We start from the raw sequence: 17,572 nt of genomic DNA, 5'->3' as shown, positions 1-17,572 counted from the left end.
GGCTAGAATGCGGCGCTCTGTCTTTTCCTCCAGGAGCCCCAGATGGCCAGCAAGAAAGCCGCGAGCAAGCCCCAGGCGCAGCAACGCCAGCAGCAGGACAAGCGCTGGAGTTCAGCGGAACAGGCCTGCCGCGAAATCATGGCGCTGCTGGATACGCTGGACCCCAGCCTGGACGCGCAACAGACCGCGTCGCAGTACGCGCAGATGGCGGCCGTGTACTACAAGAAAATCCGCAATGGCCGGGTGCTGTCGCCCGGCGACTTCAATCTGGCCGCCGATGTCGCCGCCAGCGCCCGCCGCGCGCTGCAAGCACTGTCACCAACGCTGGACGTCTCCTCCCTGCCCCAGGCCGCGGACTGCCAACGCATGCTGACGCTGGCCGATAGCGTGCTGGCGGCGATGAGCGAACTCAAGGCCGCTGGAAAACCAAGGCCTTAGAGCCTGTTCAGAGTCTCGCGAGCAAGAGCGAGACAAGGCGAGAAGCGCTGAGAAAACAGAATGTACTCGTGGTACATGAGCATTTCGAAGCGGTACTCACCGTGCCACATGTCACGACGCGCAGCGGATCGTAAATAGGTTTTCAGGCATCGTCGGTCGCCGGCTGCTCCGTCTGCTGCAAGCGCCACATTTCGGCATAGCGCCCGCCACGCTCCAGCAACTCGCGGTGGCTGCCCTGCTCCAGCACGCGCCCGGCCTCCATCACCAGGATCTGGTCGGCGTCAACGATGGTGGACAGCCGATGGGCGATGATCAGCGTGGTGCGGTTGGCGGAGATTTCCGCCAGCTCGCGCTGGATCGCCTTCTCGGTGCGCGAGTCCAGCGCGCTGGTGGCCTCGTCGAAGATCAGGATGGGCGGATTCTTCAGAATGGTGCGCGCAATCGCCACCCGCTGCTTTTCGCCGCCGGACAGCTTGAGTCCGCGCTCGCCCACCATGGTGTCGTAACCATCCGGCAGGCCGCTGACGAAATCGTGGATGTGCGCGGACTTGGCCGCTTCCATCACTTGCTCGCGGCTGGCGCCGGGCCGGCCATAGGCAATGTTGTAATACACCGTGTCGTTGAACAGCACCGTGTCCTGCGGCACGATGCCGATATGAGCGCGCAAGCTGTCCTGGCTCAGTTCGCGGATATCTCGGCCATTGACTAGGATGCGGCCCTGGCTGACGTCGTAGTAGCGGAACAGCAGCCGCGACAGCGTGGATTTGCCGGCGCCGCTGGCGCCCACCACCGCCAATGTCTTGCCGGCCGGAATCTCGAAGCTGACCTCGCTCAGAATCCGGCGCTTGCTCTCGTAAGCGAAGCCCACCTGTTCAAAGCGTACCGAGGCCGCCGGCGCGGCCAGCGTGGCCGCCCCTTCCACGTCCGCCACTTCTTCATTCGCTCCCAGCAGCGAGAACATGCGCTCGATATCGGCCAGCGAATGCTTGATCTCGCGGTAGACGAAGCCGAGGAAGTTCAAGGGCGCGTACAGTTGGGTGATGAAGGTGGCCACCAACACCACATCGCCCACCGTCATCCGCGCGGCCACCACTTCGCGCGCCGCCAGCACCATGATCAGGGTGACGCCGCTGGCGATGATCAGGCCCTGACCGGCGTTGAGCATGGACAGCGATACCTGGTTCTTGATCGCCGACGCCTCCCAAGCCGCCAGATTCTTGTCGTAGCGCGCCGCCTCGTAGCCTTCATTATTGAAGTATTTGACCGTCTCGTAATTGAGCAGCGCGTCTATCGCCTTGGCGTTGGCCTTGGAGTCCAGGTCGTTCATGCTGCGGCGGTAGACGGTGCGCCACTCGGTCACCACCAGGGTGAAGGCGATGTAGACGGCGATGGTGGCGAAGGTCACCAGCGCGAACGGCCAGGCGTAGCGGTGCAGCAGAATGGCGGTGACCATGCCGATTTCCAGCAGCGTGGGCAGGATGTTGAACACGGTGAAGTTCAGCAGAAAGCCTATGCCCTTGGTGCCACGCTCGATGTCGCGGCTCATGCCGCCGGTCTGGCGTTCCAGATGAAAGCGCAGCGACAGCCGCAGCAGGTGCTGGAACACCCCGCGCGCGACGCTGCGCACCGCGCCCTGTATCACCCGCGCGAACACCGCGTCGCGCAGTTCGCCCAGCACGCTGGACAGCAGCCGGGCACAGCCATAGCCGGCCAGCGCCAGCACCGGCAGCGCCAGCAAGGTGGCCGGCACCGAGAGTTGATCGACGATGTCTTTCAGGTACAAGGGCACGCTGACTGCGGCCACCTTGGCCAGAATCATGCAAGACAGCGCCAGCAGCACGCGGCCCTTGAACACCCACAGATAGGGCAGCAGCGTCTTCAGCGTCGCTGCGTCGTTGCGGTTGCCCGGGGCCGGGCCGGAATGGGTAAAACGCATATTTGGGATTGCCTGTGACGACAAGCTGTTCCAAAGTGAGAGTTGAGCGGTCTTGCGAACATCATCAACGCTCGCTAGGGAGAGCGGATATGTGGATATTATTGCTGGAAGCGGCGATTGCCGGCGGTTTGGCCACCTTCATCGTGTGGTGGACCTGGCCCAGGGAAAAATAGCGCCGCCGGCGGGAGCGTTTCAGTGCAGCACGCGCGGCGCCACCAGGTTCATCTCGGGGATCTCCGCCTCGAAACGCTTGCCGTCGTCGGCCAGGAACTGGTAGCTGCCCTTCATTGAACCGTAGGGGGTTTTCAGGTGGGTGGCGCTGGAATAGTCGAAAGACTGGCCCGGCTCGATGCGCGGCTGCTCGCCCACCACGCCCATGCCGCGCACTTCCTGCACCTGCTCGTTGGCGTCCGCGATGATCCAGTGGCGGCTGATCAGCTGCGCCGGTTCGCTGCCGGTATTGGTGATGCGGATGCGATAGCCGAACACATAGATGTCGTTGGCCATATTGGATTGCTCTTCGATGTAATGCGGCTCGGCCTGGACTTCGACGCGGTAGGTTTTTTCCGCCATGTTCTGCGCTCCTTTTGTTGTTTGTGCTTTATTTTATCCCGCCGTCCCGCATTTGGCGCGGTAGAATGTGGCCATCCCGTGTTCATCCTTGCCCAAAGCAACGCCCTATGCGCACTTTCCGTATCGCCCCTAGCATTCTTTCCGCCGATTTTTCCTGTCTTGGCCAAGAGGTTCGCGACGTGATCGCCGCCGGCGCCGACATTATCCATTTCGACGTGATGGACAACCACTATGTGCCCAACCTGACCATAGGGCCTATGGTGTGCGAGGCCATCCGTCCGCACAGCAACGCGCCCATCGACGTGCACCTGATGGTGAAGCCGGTGGACAGCCTGGCCGCCGCCTTCGCCAAGGCCGGCGCCGACATCATCACCTTCCACCCGGAAGCCTCCGAGCACATAGACCGCACGCTGGGCCTGATCAAGGACGCCGGCTGCAAGGCCGGTCTGGTGTTCAACCCGGCCACCTCGCTGTCCTACCTCGATCATGTGATGGACAAGATAGACATGGTGCTGATCATGTCGGTGAACCCGGGCTTCGGCGGCCAGAAGTTCATTCCGCACGCGCTGGACAAGGTGCGCGAGGCGCGCCGCCGCATCGATGAATACACCGCCAGGCACGGCGGCGAAATCTGGCTGGAAGTGGACGGCGGCATCAAGACCGACAATATCCGCGCGGTGGCCGAGGCCGGCGCCGACACCTTCGTCGCCGGTTCCGCCATCTACGGCCAGGCCGATTACAAGACCGTGATCGACGCAATGCGCGCCGAGCTGGCCCAACTCCGCTGAAACCGGCCCTCAAACCAGGAGCACAGACTATGCATGCCTTCATCGTGACCGGCGCCTCGCGCGGCCTTGGCCTGGCGCTGACCGAAGCCCTGCTCGCCGACGGCTACCGCGTCGCCGGCCTGGCGCGCGGCGCCGTGGACGCGCTGGCGCCGCTGACGCGCCGCTACCCGGAGCGCCTGATCGCCCTCGACGTCGACCTCGCCGACGCCGCCGCGGTGGCGCCCGCCATCGCCGCAGCGGTGGAACAACTGAAGCCGGCCGATTGCGCCAGCCTCAATCTGATCAACAACGCCGGCGTGGTCACGCCCATCGCCCAGGCTGGCCATTACCCGGCCGAAGACGTGGTGCGCGCGCTGGCGATCAATCTGGCCGCGCCCATGCTGGCCACCGACGCGCTGCTGCGCGCCAGCGCCGGCCTCAAGGCCCGCCGCCGCATCCTGAACATATCCTCCGGCGCCGCGGCCAAGCCCTATCCGGGCTGGAGCGTGTACTGCACCACCAAGGCCGGGCTGGACCACTTCAGCCGCAGCGTGGCCGTGGAACAGGCCGGCCAGGCCAACGCCGCGCAAATCGTCGCGCTCTATCCCGGCGTGGTGGACACCGAGATGCAGGCCAGCATCCGCGGCAGCGACACCGAGCAGTTTCCGCAGAAAGCCCGCTTCGACGCGCTGAAGGCGGACGGAGAACTGAGCACCCCGGCCGCCGCCGCGCGCCGCATCGTCGACCATCTGCTGTCGCCGGCCTTTGGCTTGCAAGCCGTGGTGGACATCCGCAACCTGGGCTGACGCCTGTTTACAATCCGCCGCGCGCAAACGCGCGCGACAAGCACAAGCGGCGGCCAAGGCCGCCGCGCTGAAACGCATATGAATCTGAAACACATCAAAGCCGTCGCCTTCGATCTGGACGGCACCCTGGTCGACTCCATTCCCGATCTCGCCGCCGCCGCCAACGCCATGCGCGAACACCTGGACCTGCCGCCGCTGCCGGCGCTGCGCATCCAGGAGCACGTCGGCGACGGCATCGCCAGCCTGGTGCACCGCGCGCTGACCAATGAGCGCGACGGCCAGGCTGATCCGGCGCTGTGGGAACGCGGCTACGTCTTCTTCATCCAGTACTACCGCGAGCACCTGAGCGACAACACCAGCATCTATCCGGGCGTGACCGACGGCCTGGGCCTGTTGCGCGCGCTGCAGCTGCCGCTGGCGGTGATCACCAATAAATCCGAGCGGCTGGCGCTGCCGCTGCTGGAACAGCTGGGCCTGCGCGACCACTTCAGCCTGATCATCGGCGGCGACACCCTGGCGGAAAAGAAACCGTCGGCGCTGCCCTTGCAGCACGTTTGCCAGGTCTTGGGCATCGCCCCGGAGCAAATGGCGATGGTGGGCGACTCCGCCAACGACGTGCTGGCCGCGCGCAATGCCGGCTGCGCCGCCGTGGCCGTCAGCTACGGCTATGCCGACGCCGCCGCGCTGGGCTCGGATCTGGTGGTGGCCAATATTGCCGAACTTTACGATTTGATGAAGAATAGCTGATCAGCTGATAACTTTTTTTACGGATGACAACTTCATGATGAACCTAGGATTCCGGCTTGGATGCCGATGGCGTCGCTCAATGCCTGTTTGACAAGCTGCATTCGACCTCACCACGACCGCAAAAGCGCAGGACCCGCCATGAACCATGAAGAATTCAACCGCCTGGCCGCCGCCGGCTACAACCGCATCCCGGTCAGCCTGGAGCTGTTCGCCGACCTCGACACCCCGATGTCGGTTTATCTGAAGTTGGCCAACCAGCCTTATTCCTATCTGCTGGAGTCCGTCGTCGGCGGCGAGCGCTTCGGCCGCTACTCCTTCATCGGCCTGCCGTCCAATACCCGCTTGCGGGTCAATGGCCAGCAAGTGCAAGTGGAATACGGCGACAAGGTGATAGAACGCCACAGCGGCGACCCGCTGGCCTTCATCGAAGCCTTCCAGCAGCGCTTCCGCACCCCGCCGCAGCCGAACCTGCCGCGCTTCGCCGGCGGCCTGGTCGGCTACTTCGGCTACGACACCATACGCCACATCGAAAAGCGGCTGGCCGAAACCGCCAAGCCCGACGCCATCGGCACCCCGGACATGCTGCTGATGGTGTCCGAGGAACTGGCGGTGGTGGACAATCTGTCCGGCAAGCTGTTTCTCATCGTCTACGCCGATCCGGAAGTGCCCAACGCGCTGCTGAAGGCCGAGGCGCGGCTGGCCCAGCTGCGCGCGCGCCTGCGCGAGCCGCAGGAAGTGCCGCTGTCCTTGCCGTCCCAGGCCTCGCAAGCGGCGTCGGAATACGGCGAACAGGCGTTCAAGGACGCGGTGGCCGACTGTAAGCGCTACATCCAAGACGGCGACATCATGCAGGTGGTGCTGTCCCAGCGCATGCAGATGCCGTTCGCGGAGTCCCCGCTCAGCCTCTACCGCGCGCTGCGCAGCCTGAACCCGTCGCCCTATATGTTCCTCTACCACTTCGACGACTTCCACGTGGTGGGCGCCTCGCCGGAAATCCTGGTGCGCCGCGAGCGCGACACCGTCACCGTGCGCCCTATCGCCGGCACCCGCCCGCGCGGCCAGAGCCGCGAGCAGGACGAAGCGCTGGCGGCCGAGCTGCTGGCCGACCCCAAGGAAATCGCCGAACACGTGATGCTGATGGACCTGGGCCGCAACGACGTGGGCCGCGTCGCCGCCACCGGCAGCGTGCGCGTCACCGACAATATGGCGATCGAGCGCTATTCCCACGTGATGCACATCGTGTCCAGCGTGGAGGGCAAGGTCGGCCCCGAGACATCGAACATCGACGTGCTCAAGGCCACCTTCCCGGCCGGCACCCTGTCCGGCGCGCCCAAGGTGCGGGCGATGGAGATCATCGACCAGTACGAACCCAGCAAGCGCGGCATCTACGGCGGCGCGGTCGGCTATCTGGGCTTCAACGGCGACATGGATCTGTGCATCGCCATCCGCACCGCGGTGTTGAAGAACCGCATGCTCTACGTGCAGGCCGGCGCCGGCATCGTCGCCGACTCCTCGCCGGAAATGGAGTGGCAGGAAACCCAGAACAAGGCGCGCGCGGTCCTGCGCGCCGCGGCGCTGGCCCAGCAAGGGCTGGACGCCTAAGCCAAACAAACGGCCCGCCTTGGCGGGCCGTTTTAGCAAGCGCACCAGCCATGCTGCGCCGACTCCAGGAGCCAAACGCTGAATCCCACCATCACGCTACGCCCCGCCAGGCGCGACGACCTGGCCTTCCTGCTGACGCTGCGCCGCGCCAGCATGGGCCCCCATCTACAAGCCGCGCGCATGCCCTGCGCTGAGGACGCGCATCTGAGCCGCATCCACCATGGTTTCGAACACGCCGCCATCATCATGGAAGGCGAGCGGGACATCGGCCTGCTCAAAGTCGCGCGCCGGCTCCCCGCCTGGCAGTTGATCCAGCTGCAACTGCTGCCGGACTGCCATGGCCGCGGCCTGGGCGGCAAGCTGATCCGCAGTCTGCAACGCGAGGCCGAACACGCCGGAGCCGCCTTGGAACTCAGCGTGCTGGAGCGTAATCCGGCGCGACGGCTCTACCTGCGCCTAGGCTTTGTCGATATCCAATACGCCGACGGCGAATTCCTGATGCGCTGGACCGCCTGACAGACCTCAGGCCGCCGGCCACAACACCGGAAACCAATCCTCGCGCAGGCGCTGACCCGGCCGCATGCCGTGATCCGGATACGGCGGCGAGGTGCGGCCCGGACGCTCTACGTAGCGCGCGTCGTCGCCCAGCCAGCGCAAGGACAGCGCGCGCCGCCGTCCGCCGCCGGGATTGCCGCGCGCGCCATGCACGGTGCGGAAATCGAACAATACCGCGTCGCCCGGCTCCAGCGCCCACTCCAGCACCGTCATGCCCGGTTCGCGGTCCGGGTCCGGCGCGTCGCGATAGCGGCGCGCATCGCCCTCGTAGAAGCCGGAGTCGTCCTTCCAGCGCACCGGCCGCACCCATTCCTCCCAACGGTGGGAGCCGGCGATCAGCCGCAGCGTTGCCTCGCGCACCGGGTCTACCGGAATCCAGAAGCTGACGGTCTGCTCGCCATCGACAAAATAATACGGAATATCCTGGTGCCAGGGCGTGGGTTTGTGGGTGCCCGGCTCCTTGACCAGCACATGCTCGTGGAAGAATTGCGCGCCAGCCGAGCGCATCAGGGTGGCCGCGGCGGCGGCGGCCGGCGACGCCGTCACCACCGCTTCGAATTCGGGAATGCGCCGCCAGTTGCAATAATCCTCGAAGAAGGACCCCGGCTCGCCGGCGGCGACCACATTGCCGGCATAGGGGCCTGGCGCCTGCAGATTGCGCTCGATGCCGGCGGCGATGACCTCCACCCAATCTCTGAACAGGCCACGCAGGCAGATGGCGCCGTCGCTCTGAAAGGCGGCGATGTCGGCGGTGGAAATTTCGGGACAGGCTGACATGGGCTTCTCCTCCTCTTGTATGGATGCACTCCGCCACTGCGGGCGCCCGTCCTCACTATCGCCACAAGTCCATGCCAAAATAAAATAATATGTTTTGATCATCCTCCTCGGAAAAAGCGATGAAGCTGACCTTGCGTCAATTGCGCTACGCGTTGGCGGTGGCCCGTCACGGCGGCATCAGCGCGGCGGCTGAACGGCTGAACGTCTCCCAGCCGGCGGTATCCGCCGCCATCGGCGAACTGGAGGAGATCCTGGGCCAGGCCCTGTTCGTGCGCGCGCGCGGCTCCGGCATGACGACGACGCCGTTTGGCCGGCAAGCGCTGGCGCAGGCGCGGCGAACCATGGAAGCCGCGATGGCTCTGGAGGGGCTGGCCGACGGCGCGGCATCCTTGGCCGGGGAGTTGGCCTTGGGCTGCTTCGAGGACTTGGCGCCTTACTGCCTGCCGCCCTTGCTGAGCGCGCTGCGCGAACGGCACCCGTCCTTGCGCGTGGAGCCGCGGGAGTGCGGCTTCGACCTGATCGGCCCGCAACTGCTGCAAGGCGGGCTGGACGCCGCCATCAGCTACGATCTGGCGCTGCCGCCCGCGCTGGCGCTGACCGAACTGCGCACGCTGGCGCCCCACGCGCTGCTGGCGGCCGACCATCCGCTGGCGCGGGGTGAACAAGTGAGTTTGAGGGAATTATGCGAATGGCCGCTACTGCTGACCGAGCAGGCATACAGCGGTGCGCATTTTCTGGACTTGCTGCGCATGCACGGCCTGCGGCCGGCGCGGCTGGAAACCGTGCGCAGTCTTGAACTGCAACGCGGCATGGTGGCTCACGGACTGGGCGTGGCCATCGCCTACACCCGGCCCAGCGGCGACCACAGCTATGACGGCCGTCCGCTGGCGCTGCGGCCCATCGCCGATCCGCTGCCGACGCAACGCATCGTGCTGGCCTGCCTGCGGGAACGCACGGACACGCCGGCCATCGCCGCCTTGCGCGAACTGGCCCAGGGCTGGTTCGCCGCCAGGCCGGAGTTTGGCGTCGGCGCGCCCGGCAACGCGGGATGAACCTTGCGCCGCGCGAGGTCTCAGCCGGCCTGAGCCTGCAGATACTGCCCTATCTTGGCCGCGCTGATCTTCTGCATGCCGCACAGCTGACCATGGCCGCACAGGTGCGCGCCATAGCGGCTGCTCAGTTCGCCCTGCAGATGCGATAGCAAATGCGCGGCCATTTCCGCGTCGGCCAGCGCACGGTGGGCGCGGCCGGTGTCCGGCAAGCGCAACCAGCGCGCCAGGGTGCCCAGCTTGTGGTCCGGCGCCTGCGGCAACACCCGGCGCGACAGCAGCAGGGTACAGGCGAAATCCTGGCTGCGCGCCAGGCCCAGCTGCGCCAGTTCGTAGTCCCAGAACTTACGGTCGAAGCTGGCGTTGTGCGCGGCCAGCGGCGTATCGCCGACGAAACGCGCCGCCTCCGCCATCGCCACCGCCGGCGGCGGCGCGTCGCGCAACATCGCGTTGCTGATGCCGGTCAGCCGCTCTATCATCGGCGGAATCCACACCCCGGCATTGATCAGGCTTTGATAGCGATCGACGATGCGGCCGTCTTCCAGCAGCGCCACGCCGATTTCGGTGGCGCGGCAATCGCGTCCCGGGGACGCGCCGTTGGTTTCGAAATCGATGACGGCGATGCGTCGACTCATTTCAGCGCCGCCCGCGCCGCTTCTTCCGGACTCAAGCCGTCGTAGTACTGGTCGGTATACCACTCCGCCTGTTCCTCGATATGCTCCTGCGCCTCCGCCACCGTGGCGCCGGCCGCCACCAGATGGGTTTCCACCTCGGCGCACCATTCCAGCAGCGCGCGGGTTTCCTCGTCCAGTTCGTCCTGTTTCTGTTTTTTGGCCATGGCCGCATCCTCCGCGCCGCTTCGGCGTGTCAAAAACCGTGCATTCTACCCGCGCCGGCCGTGGCGGCCAAACCGGATCAAACGCGCATGTGGCGGATGGACTCGCTCAGTTCACCAAAATGGCCGCGCAGCTGCAGCAATTCGTCCTGTACTTGTTCCACCGAACGGCTGGTGGTTCCGGCATGCTCGGTCACCGCGTCGACGTTGACCAGGATTTGCGCTCCGGCCGCCTTCTGGTTGTCCAGCAGCCGGGAAATATTGCGGATGCGCTCCTCCGCCACGCCGGCCTGACGGCCGATCTGGTCCACCATGCCGCCCAGTTGTTTCACGAGTTCCACACCTTCCTCCACCTGGCCAACACCGTTTTCCATGCCGCTGACCACCTGCTCCGAGGTGGCCTGCAGCTGGGAAATGACGTTGACGATGTCCGCCGTCGCCTGCGCGGTGCGCTCCGCCAGCGCGCGCACTTCGTCGGCCACCACGGCGAAGCCGCGGCCGGATTCACCGGCACGCGCGGCTTCTATCGCGGCGTTCAAGGCCAGGAGATTGGTTTGATCGGCGATGCCGCGGATCGAATTCACCATGCCGCCTATCTTGCGGATATCGCCCTCCAGCAATTGCACGCTGTTGGCGCTGTGATGAATGGTTTGGGCCAGGTTGCCGATATTGCCCACGGTCTGCTGCACCGCCCTGCTGCCTTCGCTCGAGCATTGCCCCACTTCGCCGGCGATCTGCAAGGTGCTGTCGGCGTGCTCGGCCACGCTGGCCAGATGATCGGCGAGTTGCTGGATGGCGCCGGCCATGGACTGGGCCGAATCGGTCTGCTGCTGGCTAGCCTGCCCCACCCGCAGGGTCAACTGCGCGATCTCGTCTACCGAGCCGCCCAACGCGCCGGAGGTCTGGCCCACCTTGCCGACAATGCCCTGCAAGGTATCCATCAAGGTGTTGAATTCGCCGATGGCGGCGCCCAACTCATCGTTGCGGCCCACCGGCGCCCGGATCGACAAATCCCCGCTGCGCTCTATGCGCTGCGCCGCGTCCTTGAAGTGCTCGATCGGCGGCAGCATCGAGCGCGCCACCCACCAACACAACAAGGCCATCAGCAGCGCCGCGGCCACCGCCGCCACGATGATGACCACCGCGGCCCCCCCCACCTGCGCCACCGAGCTATCACTCTGCCGTCGCGAGCCGTTGTCGATGGCGTCGGCCAGTTTTTCCATCTTGTCTTCCAGCAGCGCGAAATCCTGCTGAAAACCCTTCAAACTCACGGCGGCCGTCTCCGGATGCTCAAACCCACCGGCGATGATGGCGGTCGCGGTCGCGGTATAGCGCTCCACCACGGGAAGGATCTGCTGCAGCAAGGCGCGGGCCGCTGGATCGCTGAGCTTGTCCTGGTTCTCCTTCATCGCGCCAAGGAAACGCTTGCGATGCTCGTCGACATCCTTGCGGATATCGCTGAGCGCCTCACGATCGCCGTTTTTCTGCGCCAACAAAAGCGCCAGCACATCGGCATGCACCGCGTCATGCATCATGTCGGCATCCATCTGCCGGCGCACAGCCCCCTGGCTATCTAGCAATTCGTAGATATTCCGCACCAGTTGCGCCGTGCTTTGATAGCCGACCGCGCCGATCAACAGGCAGGACACCACCGCCCCGCATGCCAACAGCCGCAGCTGCGCCCGGATTGTCAGACTCCACATCGCGGCCTCCCTTCTCAGTATTCATGCCTTCAGCATTAACACTAATACATCCCCGCGATTTCACCGAAGCAATTGGGCCGGCTACAAGTCCACCTTGCCGCGCAGCGACTTGACCTCGCCACGCCGGGTCTTGCCGGCCAGGCGGCGCTGCTTGGAGCCGTAAGTGGGCTTGGTGGCGCGGCGCGCCTTGGGGGTGTGGCTGACGGCGTCGATCAAGGCTTGCAGGCGCTGCAGCGCGTCGGCGCGGTTCAATTCCTGGGTGCGGTGCTGCTGCGCCTTGATCACCAGCACGCCATCCTTGTTCAGCCGCTGGTCCGCCAGCGCGAGCAGGCGCTCGCGCAGCCATTCCGGCAGCGAGGACGCGCGCACATCGAAGCGCAGATGCACCGCCGACGATACCTTGTTGACGTTTTGCCCGCCCGCGCCTTGCGCGCGCATCGCGCTGAATTCCACTTCGCGCTCGCTGATCGGATACTGCGGCTTGTCCATGATGCAGACCAACAATCAAAAGGGATAATTGTAGCGCACCCGCCGCATCCCATGGCATGGCGCGGCGTTTTATTTCAGAGTGAAATTGTATGGATATCAATAGACTGCTATTGTCTTGCGCTTGCCTGGCCGATACCCAGCCAGACGCTCTTTGCTAGTAGAACACGATGTCATTTTTCCTCGACCCACGGACAACGCTGGCCTGTACCGCCGGCTACAGCCTGGTCATCTCCCTGGTCACCTTCCTGTTCTGGCGCCGCAGCCAACGCCAGCCCGCCGTATTGGCGCTGGCCATAGGCGGCTTGCTGGACGCGGCGGCCGGCCTGCTCTATCTGGCGCCGCTGGAGCTGGATCAGGCGCTGATCTCGATCAGCTCCAAGCTGCTGATCCAGCTGGCCGCCCTGCAGGTGCTGATCGGCATCGAACGTTTTTACAATCATTCCAGCCATTACAGCCTGCCCTTGGGGCTGGCGCTGATCTTCGTGCCGCTGCTGCTGTTCACCCATAACGGCCTGGCCCACTCGGCGCTGGCGCGCCACGCCATCTTTTCGCTGGGTGGCTGCCTGCTGTGGGGAATGATTTCCTGGCGCTTGTGGCAGGCGGAGCAGGACAAGCCGCGCGCCGGCAAATCGCTGGCCTCGGCGCTGGCGGTGCTGACCCTGCTGCTGGAGTTGACCCGGCTGGCGCTGGCGCTGTCCTCGGGAGAGCCGGAACTGGAAGTGGCCGGCCAAAGGCAGAACCTGCTGCTGTTGATGACGCAATGGACCGGTTACGGCGTGGTGGTTTGCCAGCTCTATCTGGTGTACGAACGGGCGATGGACCAATTGCTGCAGCAGTCGCGCAGCGACAGCCTGACCCGCTTGCTGAACCGGCGCAGTTTCGACGAGGAAGCGGTGGCCGCCTTCCGCAAGGCCCAGCGCGAACGGCGCGCGCTGTCACTGATCGTGTTGGACCTGGACCATTTCAAAAGCATCAACGACCGTCACGGCCACCTGACCGGCGACCAGGCGCTGACCGAGCTGGCGGACTGTCTGCGCCGCCAGGCGCGGCAGACCGATCTGATCGGCCGCCACGGCGGCGAGGAGTTTTGCATCCTGCTGCCGGACACCGGCCGCGAGCAGGCGGCGCAAGTAGCGGAACGGCTGCGCGCCGCCATCGCCCGCATCGAACTGCCGCTGCCGGACACCGGCGCGCGGCTGCGTTTCACCGCCAGCCTGGGCGTGGCCTGCCTGAACAGCAGCCACGCCTCGCTGGAAAGCCTGTTCTGCGAGGCCGACGCCATGCTCTACCAGGCCAAGCATCACGGCCGCGACAAGGTGATGCTGTCGGCGCTGCCGGCCGCGGTATGACTCAAGACCGGGCCGACAGCGCCAAGCCCTCGCACACCGGCTTTTGCGGATCGCCGGCCGGCAACTTGGCGCACACCTCGTCCAGCTGTCCGGCCAGCCGCGCCAGCGCCGCCGCCTGCTGTTGCTGCCGGCCCCAGGCCTTGAGCCGGTTCACCGCTTTTTCCAGCGAGCGCCGATTGCGCTCGTAGAAGGCGCTGGGCGTGCCGCCCGCTTCCTTGAAAATGGCGCTGGCGGTACTCTCGATCCGCTTCTCGTCCGCCGGCGCCAGCTCAATCGCCCCGCTCAGATAGCTGACACCCCATTGCAGCCGCGTGGCCGGGCCGTTGGCGGCCTCATAAGCCTGACGATACCAGTCCAGCGCCGCCGCCTTGTCGCCGCGCTGCTTGGCGTTGGAGGCCAGGATCAGCATGTGGTAGTACGGCGCGTGGGAGCGGCCCAACTCCGCCTTCAGCAGCGCGTCGGATTCATCCAGCCAGCCCGCTTGCGTCAGCAGGTCGGCGCCGGCGGTGATCACCGCCTGGCGCTCATAGGGATTGGCGGTGGCCTTGTCCGCCGCCGCCACCCGCTGTTTGACTTCCTCGCGCAAGGACCGCGGCAGCTCGCCCTTGGGCTGGTTCAAGCGCGCCAGCGTCAGCCGCGAGGACAAGGCGCCCAGGCGATCGGCGGTGGACAAGCCGGCGTCCGCGGCCAGTTTTTCCAGCGCGGCGTTCCATTGCGCCGCCAGCGCCTGACGCTCCGCCCCGTCCGCACTCAAGGCCTTGACGATGTCGGCGGCGCTATTGATCAGGATGTCAGCATTGGCGCGTGGCTGCGCCAAGGCGGCGCGCGCGACGGCCAGCCCCTGCCCTCGGTCCGCCACCGGTGCCTCCTCGCTGGCCGCTGCGGCCAGCGCTTTCAGCTTCAGCCGCTGCGCGGTGGCCGCCGGCTGCGCCGGCACCTTGTCCGCCAGGCGCGCCAGCGTCGCCGCCACCTGTTTCTCCGGCACGATCTGCGCTTGATCGGTGTCCCAGGAATAATCCGCCAGCAATTGCCAGTCGCCGTCCGCCAGCTTGTCGCCGTCCAAGGCCGCCCGCAGCAGCGCCTTCACCGGCCGCGCCGCCACCAGCCCCAGCTCCAGCGTGCGCAGATAGCGCTCCGGATCCACCTCGCCCGGCAGGCGGGTGATCTCGGCGCCGTCCGGCCGGAACAGAATCATGGTCGGATAGCCGCGTACCTTGAACTCGCTGCCCAGTTTTTGCGCGTCCGGGCTGTCGCCGTCCAGGTAGACCGGCACGAACTGGCGGGCGCGGGCGATGAAATCCTGGCGGTTGAAAATGGTGGCCTTGACCTGATTGCACGGCGGGCACCATACCGCGCCCCAGTACAGGAATAGCGGCTTGTTTTCCGATTTGGCCTTGGCGAAGGCCGCCGCCACATCGCCCTGCAGCCAGGCGATGCCGGGCGGCAGCGCATGTCCATCCGCCGGAGCGGAGGCCGCCTGCGCCGGCAAGGCCAGGCTGGCGGCGACAAAAGCCAGCGAGATCAAGGTAAGCTTCATCGCAGAATTCTCTTAGAGTTGGTTTGTCGAACCATGCTAACGCAATTATTCGAACGTAATAAAGTGCAATCCCTTCTGTGCTTAGCGATAAAAAATCCATTGTCGCGCGCGCGCCGCGCGACGCCGCCACTCCCGCCGCAAGGACAGCTCGCATGACCGCCCTACCCGCCTACTGGCTTGGCGCCCTATTGCTGGAAGACGGCTTCGAACGCGACGCCGCCGGCCAGATTGTCGCCACCGCCACCCGCCGCGCCCATTTGCTGATCGCCGACGGCCGCATCGCCGAACTACGCTTCGACGCCGTCCCTGACGATGGCCGGCCGCGCCGAGACGCGCGCGGCTGGCTGGCGCTGCCGGCCTTCGCCGACATGCACATCCACCTGGACAAAGGCCATTACGGCGGGCCTTGGCGCGCCGCCACGCCCTTCGTCAGCGTGGCGGAACGCATCCGCGAGGAACAAGGTTTCCTGCTGGATTTCCTGCCGGACACCCGGCGCCGCGCCGAAGCGCTGCTGGACCTGATCGCCGCCGACGGCGTCGCCTTCGCCCGCGTGCATTGCAATGTGGACCCGGTGGCCGGTCTCGCCACCATGGAGCAAGTGCGTCTGGCGCTGGACAGCCGCAAGCACTGGCTGGATTACGAGCTGGTCGCCTTCCCGCAGCACGGCCTGCTGTCCGGCGGCACCCTCAAGCTGATGGACCAGGCGCTGGCCTCCGGTTTCAATGTGGTGGGCGGGCTGGACCCGGCCAGCGTGGACGGCGACATCGAACGCTCGCTCAATGCCACGCTGGAGCTGGCGGTCAAGCACGATGCGCCGGTGGACCTGCATCTGCATGATCGCGGCGAGCTGGGCGCCCATACGCTGGAACGGCTGGCGCGGCTGAGCGAATCGGCCGGCCTGGCTGGCCGGGTCAGCGTCAGCCACGCTTACTGCTTGGGGGAACTGGAACCGGCCCGGCTGGACCAGGTGTGCGCGGCGCTGGCCGCCAGCGGCATCGCCATCGTGTCGGCGGCGCCCATCGACGTGCCTATGCCGCCGCCGCGCGTGCTGGCCGCGCACGGCATTCCGCTGAGCCTGGGCAATGACAATATCAACGACCACTGGACGCCCTACAACAGCGGCAGCATCGTCGAGCGCGCCAGCCGTCTGGGCGAGCGCCACGGCTGGAACGATGAATACTCGCTGAGCCGCGCCTTGCGCCACATCAGCCGCGGCCTGACGCCGCTGGACGACGCCGGCCGCCGCGCGTGGCCGCAAGTCGGCGACGCCGCCGATCTGACCCTGGTGGACGCCTGTTGCTCCGCCGAGCTGATCGCCCGCCGCAAGCCGGTGCGCGGCGTGCTGCGCGGCGGCCGGCCGGGCTGGTGGGCCGAGGGCTAGGCCCGACCAGGCTTCACCGTCTGAAAAGCTCTTACAGCAACTCCAGCGCCATCGCCGTCGCCTCGCCGCCGCCTATGCACAGGCTGGCCACGCCGCGCTTGCCGCCGCGCTGACGCAGCGCCGACAGCAAGGTGATGATGATGCGCGCGCCGGAAGCGCCGATGGGATGGCCCAGCGCGCAGGCGCCGCCGTGGACGTTGACCTTGTCGTGCGGCAGGCCCAAGTCCTGCATCGCCGCCATGGTCACCACGGCGAAGGCTTCGTTGATCTCGTAGAGATCGACGTCGCCGGCGCTCCAGCCCGCCCGGGCCAGCAGCTTGCGGATCGCCTCCACCGGCGCGGTGGTGAACCAGCCCGGCTCCTGGGCGTGGGTGGCGTGGCCGACGATGCGGGCCAGCGGGCGCAGGCCGCGGCGCGCCGCCTCCTCCGCCGTCATCAACACCAGCGCGGCGGCGCCGTCGGAAATGGAGCTGGCGTTGGCCGGCGTCACCGTGCCGTCCTTCTTGAACGCCGGCTTCAGCGTTGGAATCTTGTCGACATTGGCCTTCAAGGGCTGCTCGTCGGTGTCCACCACCTGCTCGCCGCCGCGGCCGCTGACCGTCACCGGCGCGATCTCGTCGCGGAACAATCCATCGCGGATGGCTGCCTGGGCGCGGTTCAGCGAGGCGATGGCGAAGGCGTCCTGGGCCTCGCGGCTGAAGCCGTATTTCTCCGCGCACCATTCGGCGAACACGCCCATCAGCTTGCCCTTGTCGTAAGCGTCCTCCAGACCGTCCAGGAACATATGGTCCTTGATTTCGCCATGGCCCAGGCGCAGGCCGGCCCGCGCCTTGGTCATCAGATAGGGCGCGTTGCTCATGCTCTCCATGCCGCCGGCCACCATCACCCGCGCGCTGCCGGCGCGCAGCAAATCATGGGCCAGCATCGCCGCCTTCATGCCGGAACCGCACATCTTGTTGACCGTGGTGCAGTTCACCGCCAGCGGCAGGCCGGCGCCCAGCGCCGCCTGGCGCGCCGGCGCCTGGCC

At 66.3% G+C, this 17,572-nt stretch carries 18 protein-coding genes; 9 read left to right on the top strand and 9 right to left on the bottom strand.

The window, feature by feature from the left end; translation table 11 throughout:
- Window positions 1-42: 42 nt before the first annotated feature.
- Window positions 43-438 (top strand): hypothetical protein, encoded by a 396-nt coding sequence (locus LQT98_RS00815; protein WP_231460788.1) that lies wholly within the window; start codon window positions 43-45, stop codon window positions 436-438.
- A gap of 142 nt (window positions 439-580) precedes the next feature.
- Here LQT98_RS00815 and LQT98_RS00810 read toward each other — a convergent pair whose 3' ends face one another.
- Window positions 581-2,374, bottom strand: coding sequence for an ABCB family ABC transporter ATP-binding protein/permease (locus tag LQT98_RS00810; protein ID WP_231460787.1), 1,794 nt, complete (start codon window positions 2,372-2,374; stop codon window positions 581-583).
- A 192-nt stretch (window positions 2,375-2,566) separates the two neighbouring features.
- Window positions 2,567-2,947 (bottom strand): Co2+/Mg2+ efflux protein ApaG, encoded by a 381-nt coding sequence (gene apaG, locus LQT98_RS00805; protein WP_231460786.1) that lies wholly within the window; start codon window positions 2,945-2,947, stop codon window positions 2,567-2,569.
- A gap of 107 nt (window positions 2,948-3,054) precedes the next feature.
- Between apaG and rpe the strand changes: the two genes are divergently transcribed.
- The 5 genes from rpe (at window position 3,055) to LQT98_RS00780 (ending at window position 7,385) form a co-directional block, all read left to right on the top strand.
- Window positions 3,055-3,735, top strand: a complete 681-nt coding sequence (gene rpe, locus LQT98_RS00800; protein WP_231460785.1) for a ribulose-phosphate 3-epimerase — start codon at window positions 3,055-3,057, stop codon at window positions 3,733-3,735.
- Window positions 3,736-3,764: 29 nt separating this feature from the next.
- On the top strand, window positions 3,765-4,520 hold the full coding sequence (locus LQT98_RS00795; protein ID WP_231460784.1) for an SDR family oxidoreductase: 756 nt from the start codon (window positions 3,765-3,767) through the stop codon (window positions 4,518-4,520).
- A gap of 78 nt (window positions 4,521-4,598) precedes the next feature.
- On the top strand, window positions 4,599-5,267 hold the full coding sequence (locus LQT98_RS00790) for a phosphoglycolate phosphatase (protein ID WP_231460783.1): 669 nt from the start codon (window positions 4,599-4,601) through the stop codon (window positions 5,265-5,267).
- Window positions 5,268-5,405: 138 nt separating this feature from the next.
- The gene (gene trpE / locus LQT98_RS00785; RefSeq protein WP_231460782.1) at window positions 5,406-6,869 is read left to right on the top strand and encodes an anthranilate synthase component I; all 1,464 of its coding nucleotides are present in this window, start codon (window positions 5,406-5,408) and stop codon (window positions 6,867-6,869) included.
- 180 nt (window positions 6,870-7,049) lie between these two features.
- The gene (locus LQT98_RS00780) at window positions 7,050-7,385 is read left to right on the top strand and encodes a GNAT family N-acetyltransferase (RefSeq protein ID WP_231460781.1); all 336 of its coding nucleotides are present in this window, start codon (window positions 7,050-7,052) and stop codon (window positions 7,383-7,385) included.
- Window positions 7,386-7,391: 6 nt separating this feature from the next.
- On the opposite strand, the gene LQT98_RS00775 is transcribed toward LQT98_RS00780, so the two are convergent.
- Window positions 7,392-8,201: a phytanoyl-CoA dioxygenase family protein gene (locus LQT98_RS00775; RefSeq protein WP_231460780.1), complete on the bottom strand. Its 810-nt coding sequence runs from the start codon at window positions 8,199-8,201 to the stop codon at window positions 7,392-7,394.
- 119 nt (window positions 8,202-8,320) lie between these two features.
- On the opposite strand from LQT98_RS00775, the gene LQT98_RS00770 reads away from it, so the two are divergent.
- On the top strand, window positions 8,321-9,253 hold the full coding sequence (locus LQT98_RS00770) for a LysR family transcriptional regulator (RefSeq protein WP_231460779.1): 933 nt from the start codon (window positions 8,321-8,323) through the stop codon (window positions 9,251-9,253).
- A gap of 20 nt (window positions 9,254-9,273) precedes the next feature.
- Here LQT98_RS00770 and LQT98_RS00765 read toward each other — a convergent pair whose 3' ends face one another.
- From LQT98_RS00765 to arfB, 4 genes are all read right to left on the bottom strand, one after another.
- Window positions 9,274-9,885 (bottom strand): 3'-5' exonuclease, encoded by a 612-nt coding sequence (locus tag LQT98_RS00765; RefSeq protein WP_231460778.1) that lies wholly within the window; start codon window positions 9,883-9,885, stop codon window positions 9,274-9,276.
- Entirely contained in the window at window positions 9,882-10,088 is a 207-nt protein-coding gene (locus tag LQT98_RS00760; RefSeq protein ID WP_019101381.1) for a hypothetical protein, read from the bottom strand. The genes LQT98_RS00765 and LQT98_RS00760 overlap by 4 nt, the downstream gene beginning before the upstream one ends.
- Window positions 10,089-10,165: 77 nt before the next feature.
- Complete coding sequence (locus tag LQT98_RS00755; protein ID WP_231460777.1) at window positions 10,166-11,788, bottom strand: methyl-accepting chemotaxis protein; 1,623 nt, start codon at window positions 11,786-11,788, stop codon at window positions 10,166-10,168.
- A gap of 81 nt (window positions 11,789-11,869) precedes the next feature.
- Window positions 11,870-12,277 (bottom strand): alternative ribosome rescue aminoacyl-tRNA hydrolase ArfB, encoded by a 408-nt coding sequence (gene arfB, locus LQT98_RS00750; RefSeq protein ID WP_231460776.1) that lies wholly within the window; start codon window positions 12,275-12,277, stop codon window positions 11,870-11,872.
- A 167-nt stretch (window positions 12,278-12,444) separates the two neighbouring features.
- Here arfB and LQT98_RS00745 point away from each other — a divergent pair, with 167 nt between their 5' ends.
- Window positions 12,445-13,626, top strand: a complete 1,182-nt coding sequence (locus tag LQT98_RS00745; RefSeq protein WP_231460775.1) for a GGDEF domain-containing protein — start codon at window positions 12,445-12,447, stop codon at window positions 13,624-13,626.
- Between the two features lies 1 nt (window position 13,627).
- Here LQT98_RS00745 and LQT98_RS23995 read toward each other — a convergent pair whose 3' ends face one another.
- The gene (locus tag LQT98_RS23995; protein ID WP_269325880.1) at window positions 13,628-15,163 is read right to left on the bottom strand and encodes a thioredoxin family protein; all 1,536 of its coding nucleotides are present in this window, start codon (window positions 15,161-15,163) and stop codon (window positions 13,628-13,630) included.
- Window positions 15,164-15,315: 152 nt separating this feature from the next.
- Here LQT98_RS23995 and LQT98_RS00735 point away from each other — a divergent pair, with 152 nt between their 5' ends.
- Entirely contained in the window at window positions 15,316-16,545 is a 1,230-nt protein-coding gene (locus tag LQT98_RS00735) for an amidohydrolase (RefSeq protein ID WP_231460774.1), read from the top strand.
- Between the two features lie 31 nt (window positions 16,546-16,576).
- Here the strand turns inward: LQT98_RS00735 and LQT98_RS00730 are convergent.
- A partial coding sequence (locus LQT98_RS00730) for an acetyl-CoA C-acyltransferase (protein WP_231460773.1) occupies window positions 16,577-17,572 on the bottom strand: 996 nt, incomplete at its 5' end.

Source organism: Chromobacterium aquaticum (genome assembly GCF_021129195.1).
In the GTDB taxonomy this organism is placed as follows: Bacteria; Pseudomonadota; Gammaproteobacteria; order Burkholderiales; family Chromobacteriaceae; genus Chromobacterium; species Chromobacterium aquaticum.
This window is presented reverse-complemented; position numbering and strand designations above follow the sequence as displayed.

Excerpts from the sequence above, each read along its gene's own strand:
- LQT98_RS00795 (WP_231460784.1), top strand. The coding sequence starts at position 3,765 with ATGCATGCCTTCATCGTGACCGGCGCCTCGCGCGGCCTTGGCCTGGCG.
- LQT98_RS00735 (WP_231460774.1), top strand. The coding sequence starts at position 15,316 with ATGACCGCCCTACCCGCCTACTGGCTTGGCGCCCTATTGCTGGAAGAC.
- LQT98_RS00790 (WP_231460783.1), top strand. The coding sequence starts at position 4,599 with ATGAATCTGAAACACATCAAAGCCGTCGCCTTCGATCTGGACGGCACC.
- apaG (WP_231460786.1), bottom strand. The coding sequence starts at position 2,947 with ATGGCGGAAAAAACCTACCGCGTCGAAGTCCAGGCCGAGCCGCATTAC.
- trpE (WP_231460782.1), top strand. The coding sequence starts at position 5,406 with ATGAACCATGAAGAATTCAACCGCCTGGCCGCCGCCGGCTACAACCGC.
- LQT98_RS23995 (WP_269325880.1), bottom strand. The coding sequence starts at position 15,163 with ATGAAGCTTACCTTGATCTCGCTGGCTTTTGTCGCCGCCAGCCTGGCC.
- LQT98_RS00810 (WP_231460787.1), bottom strand. The coding sequence starts at position 2,374 with ATGCGTTTTACCCATTCCGGCCCGGCCCCGGGCAACCGCAACGACGCA.
- LQT98_RS00775 (WP_231460780.1), bottom strand. The coding sequence starts at position 8,201 with ATGTCAGCCTGTCCCGAAATTTCCACCGCCGACATCGCCGCCTTTCAG.
- arfB (WP_231460776.1), bottom strand. The coding sequence starts at position 12,277 with ATGGACAAGCCGCAGTATCCGATCAGCGAGCGCGAAGTGGAATTCAGC.
- LQT98_RS00755 (WP_231460777.1), bottom strand. The coding sequence starts at position 11,788 with ATGTGGAGTCTGACAATCCGGGCGCAGCTGCGGCTGTTGGCATGCGGG.
- LQT98_RS00765 (WP_231460778.1), bottom strand. The coding sequence starts at position 9,885 with ATGAGTCGACGCATCGCCGTCATCGATTTCGAAACCAACGGCGCGTCC.
- LQT98_RS00745 (WP_231460775.1), top strand. The coding sequence starts at position 12,445 with ATGTCATTTTTCCTCGACCCACGGACAACGCTGGCCTGTACCGCCGGC.
- rpe (WP_231460785.1), top strand. The coding sequence starts at position 3,055 with ATGCGCACTTTCCGTATCGCCCCTAGCATTCTTTCCGCCGATTTTTCC.
- LQT98_RS00780 (WP_231460781.1), top strand. The coding sequence starts at position 7,050 with ATGCCCTGCGCTGAGGACGCGCATCTGAGCCGCATCCACCATGGTTTC.
- LQT98_RS00815 (WP_231460788.1), top strand. The coding sequence starts at position 43 with ATGGCCAGCAAGAAAGCCGCGAGCAAGCCCCAGGCGCAGCAACGCCAG.
- LQT98_RS00760 (WP_019101381.1), bottom strand. The coding sequence starts at position 10,088 with ATGGCCAAAAAACAGAAACAGGACGAACTGGACGAGGAAACCCGCGCG.
- LQT98_RS00770 (WP_231460779.1), top strand. The coding sequence starts at position 8,321 with ATGAAGCTGACCTTGCGTCAATTGCGCTACGCGTTGGCGGTGGCCCGT.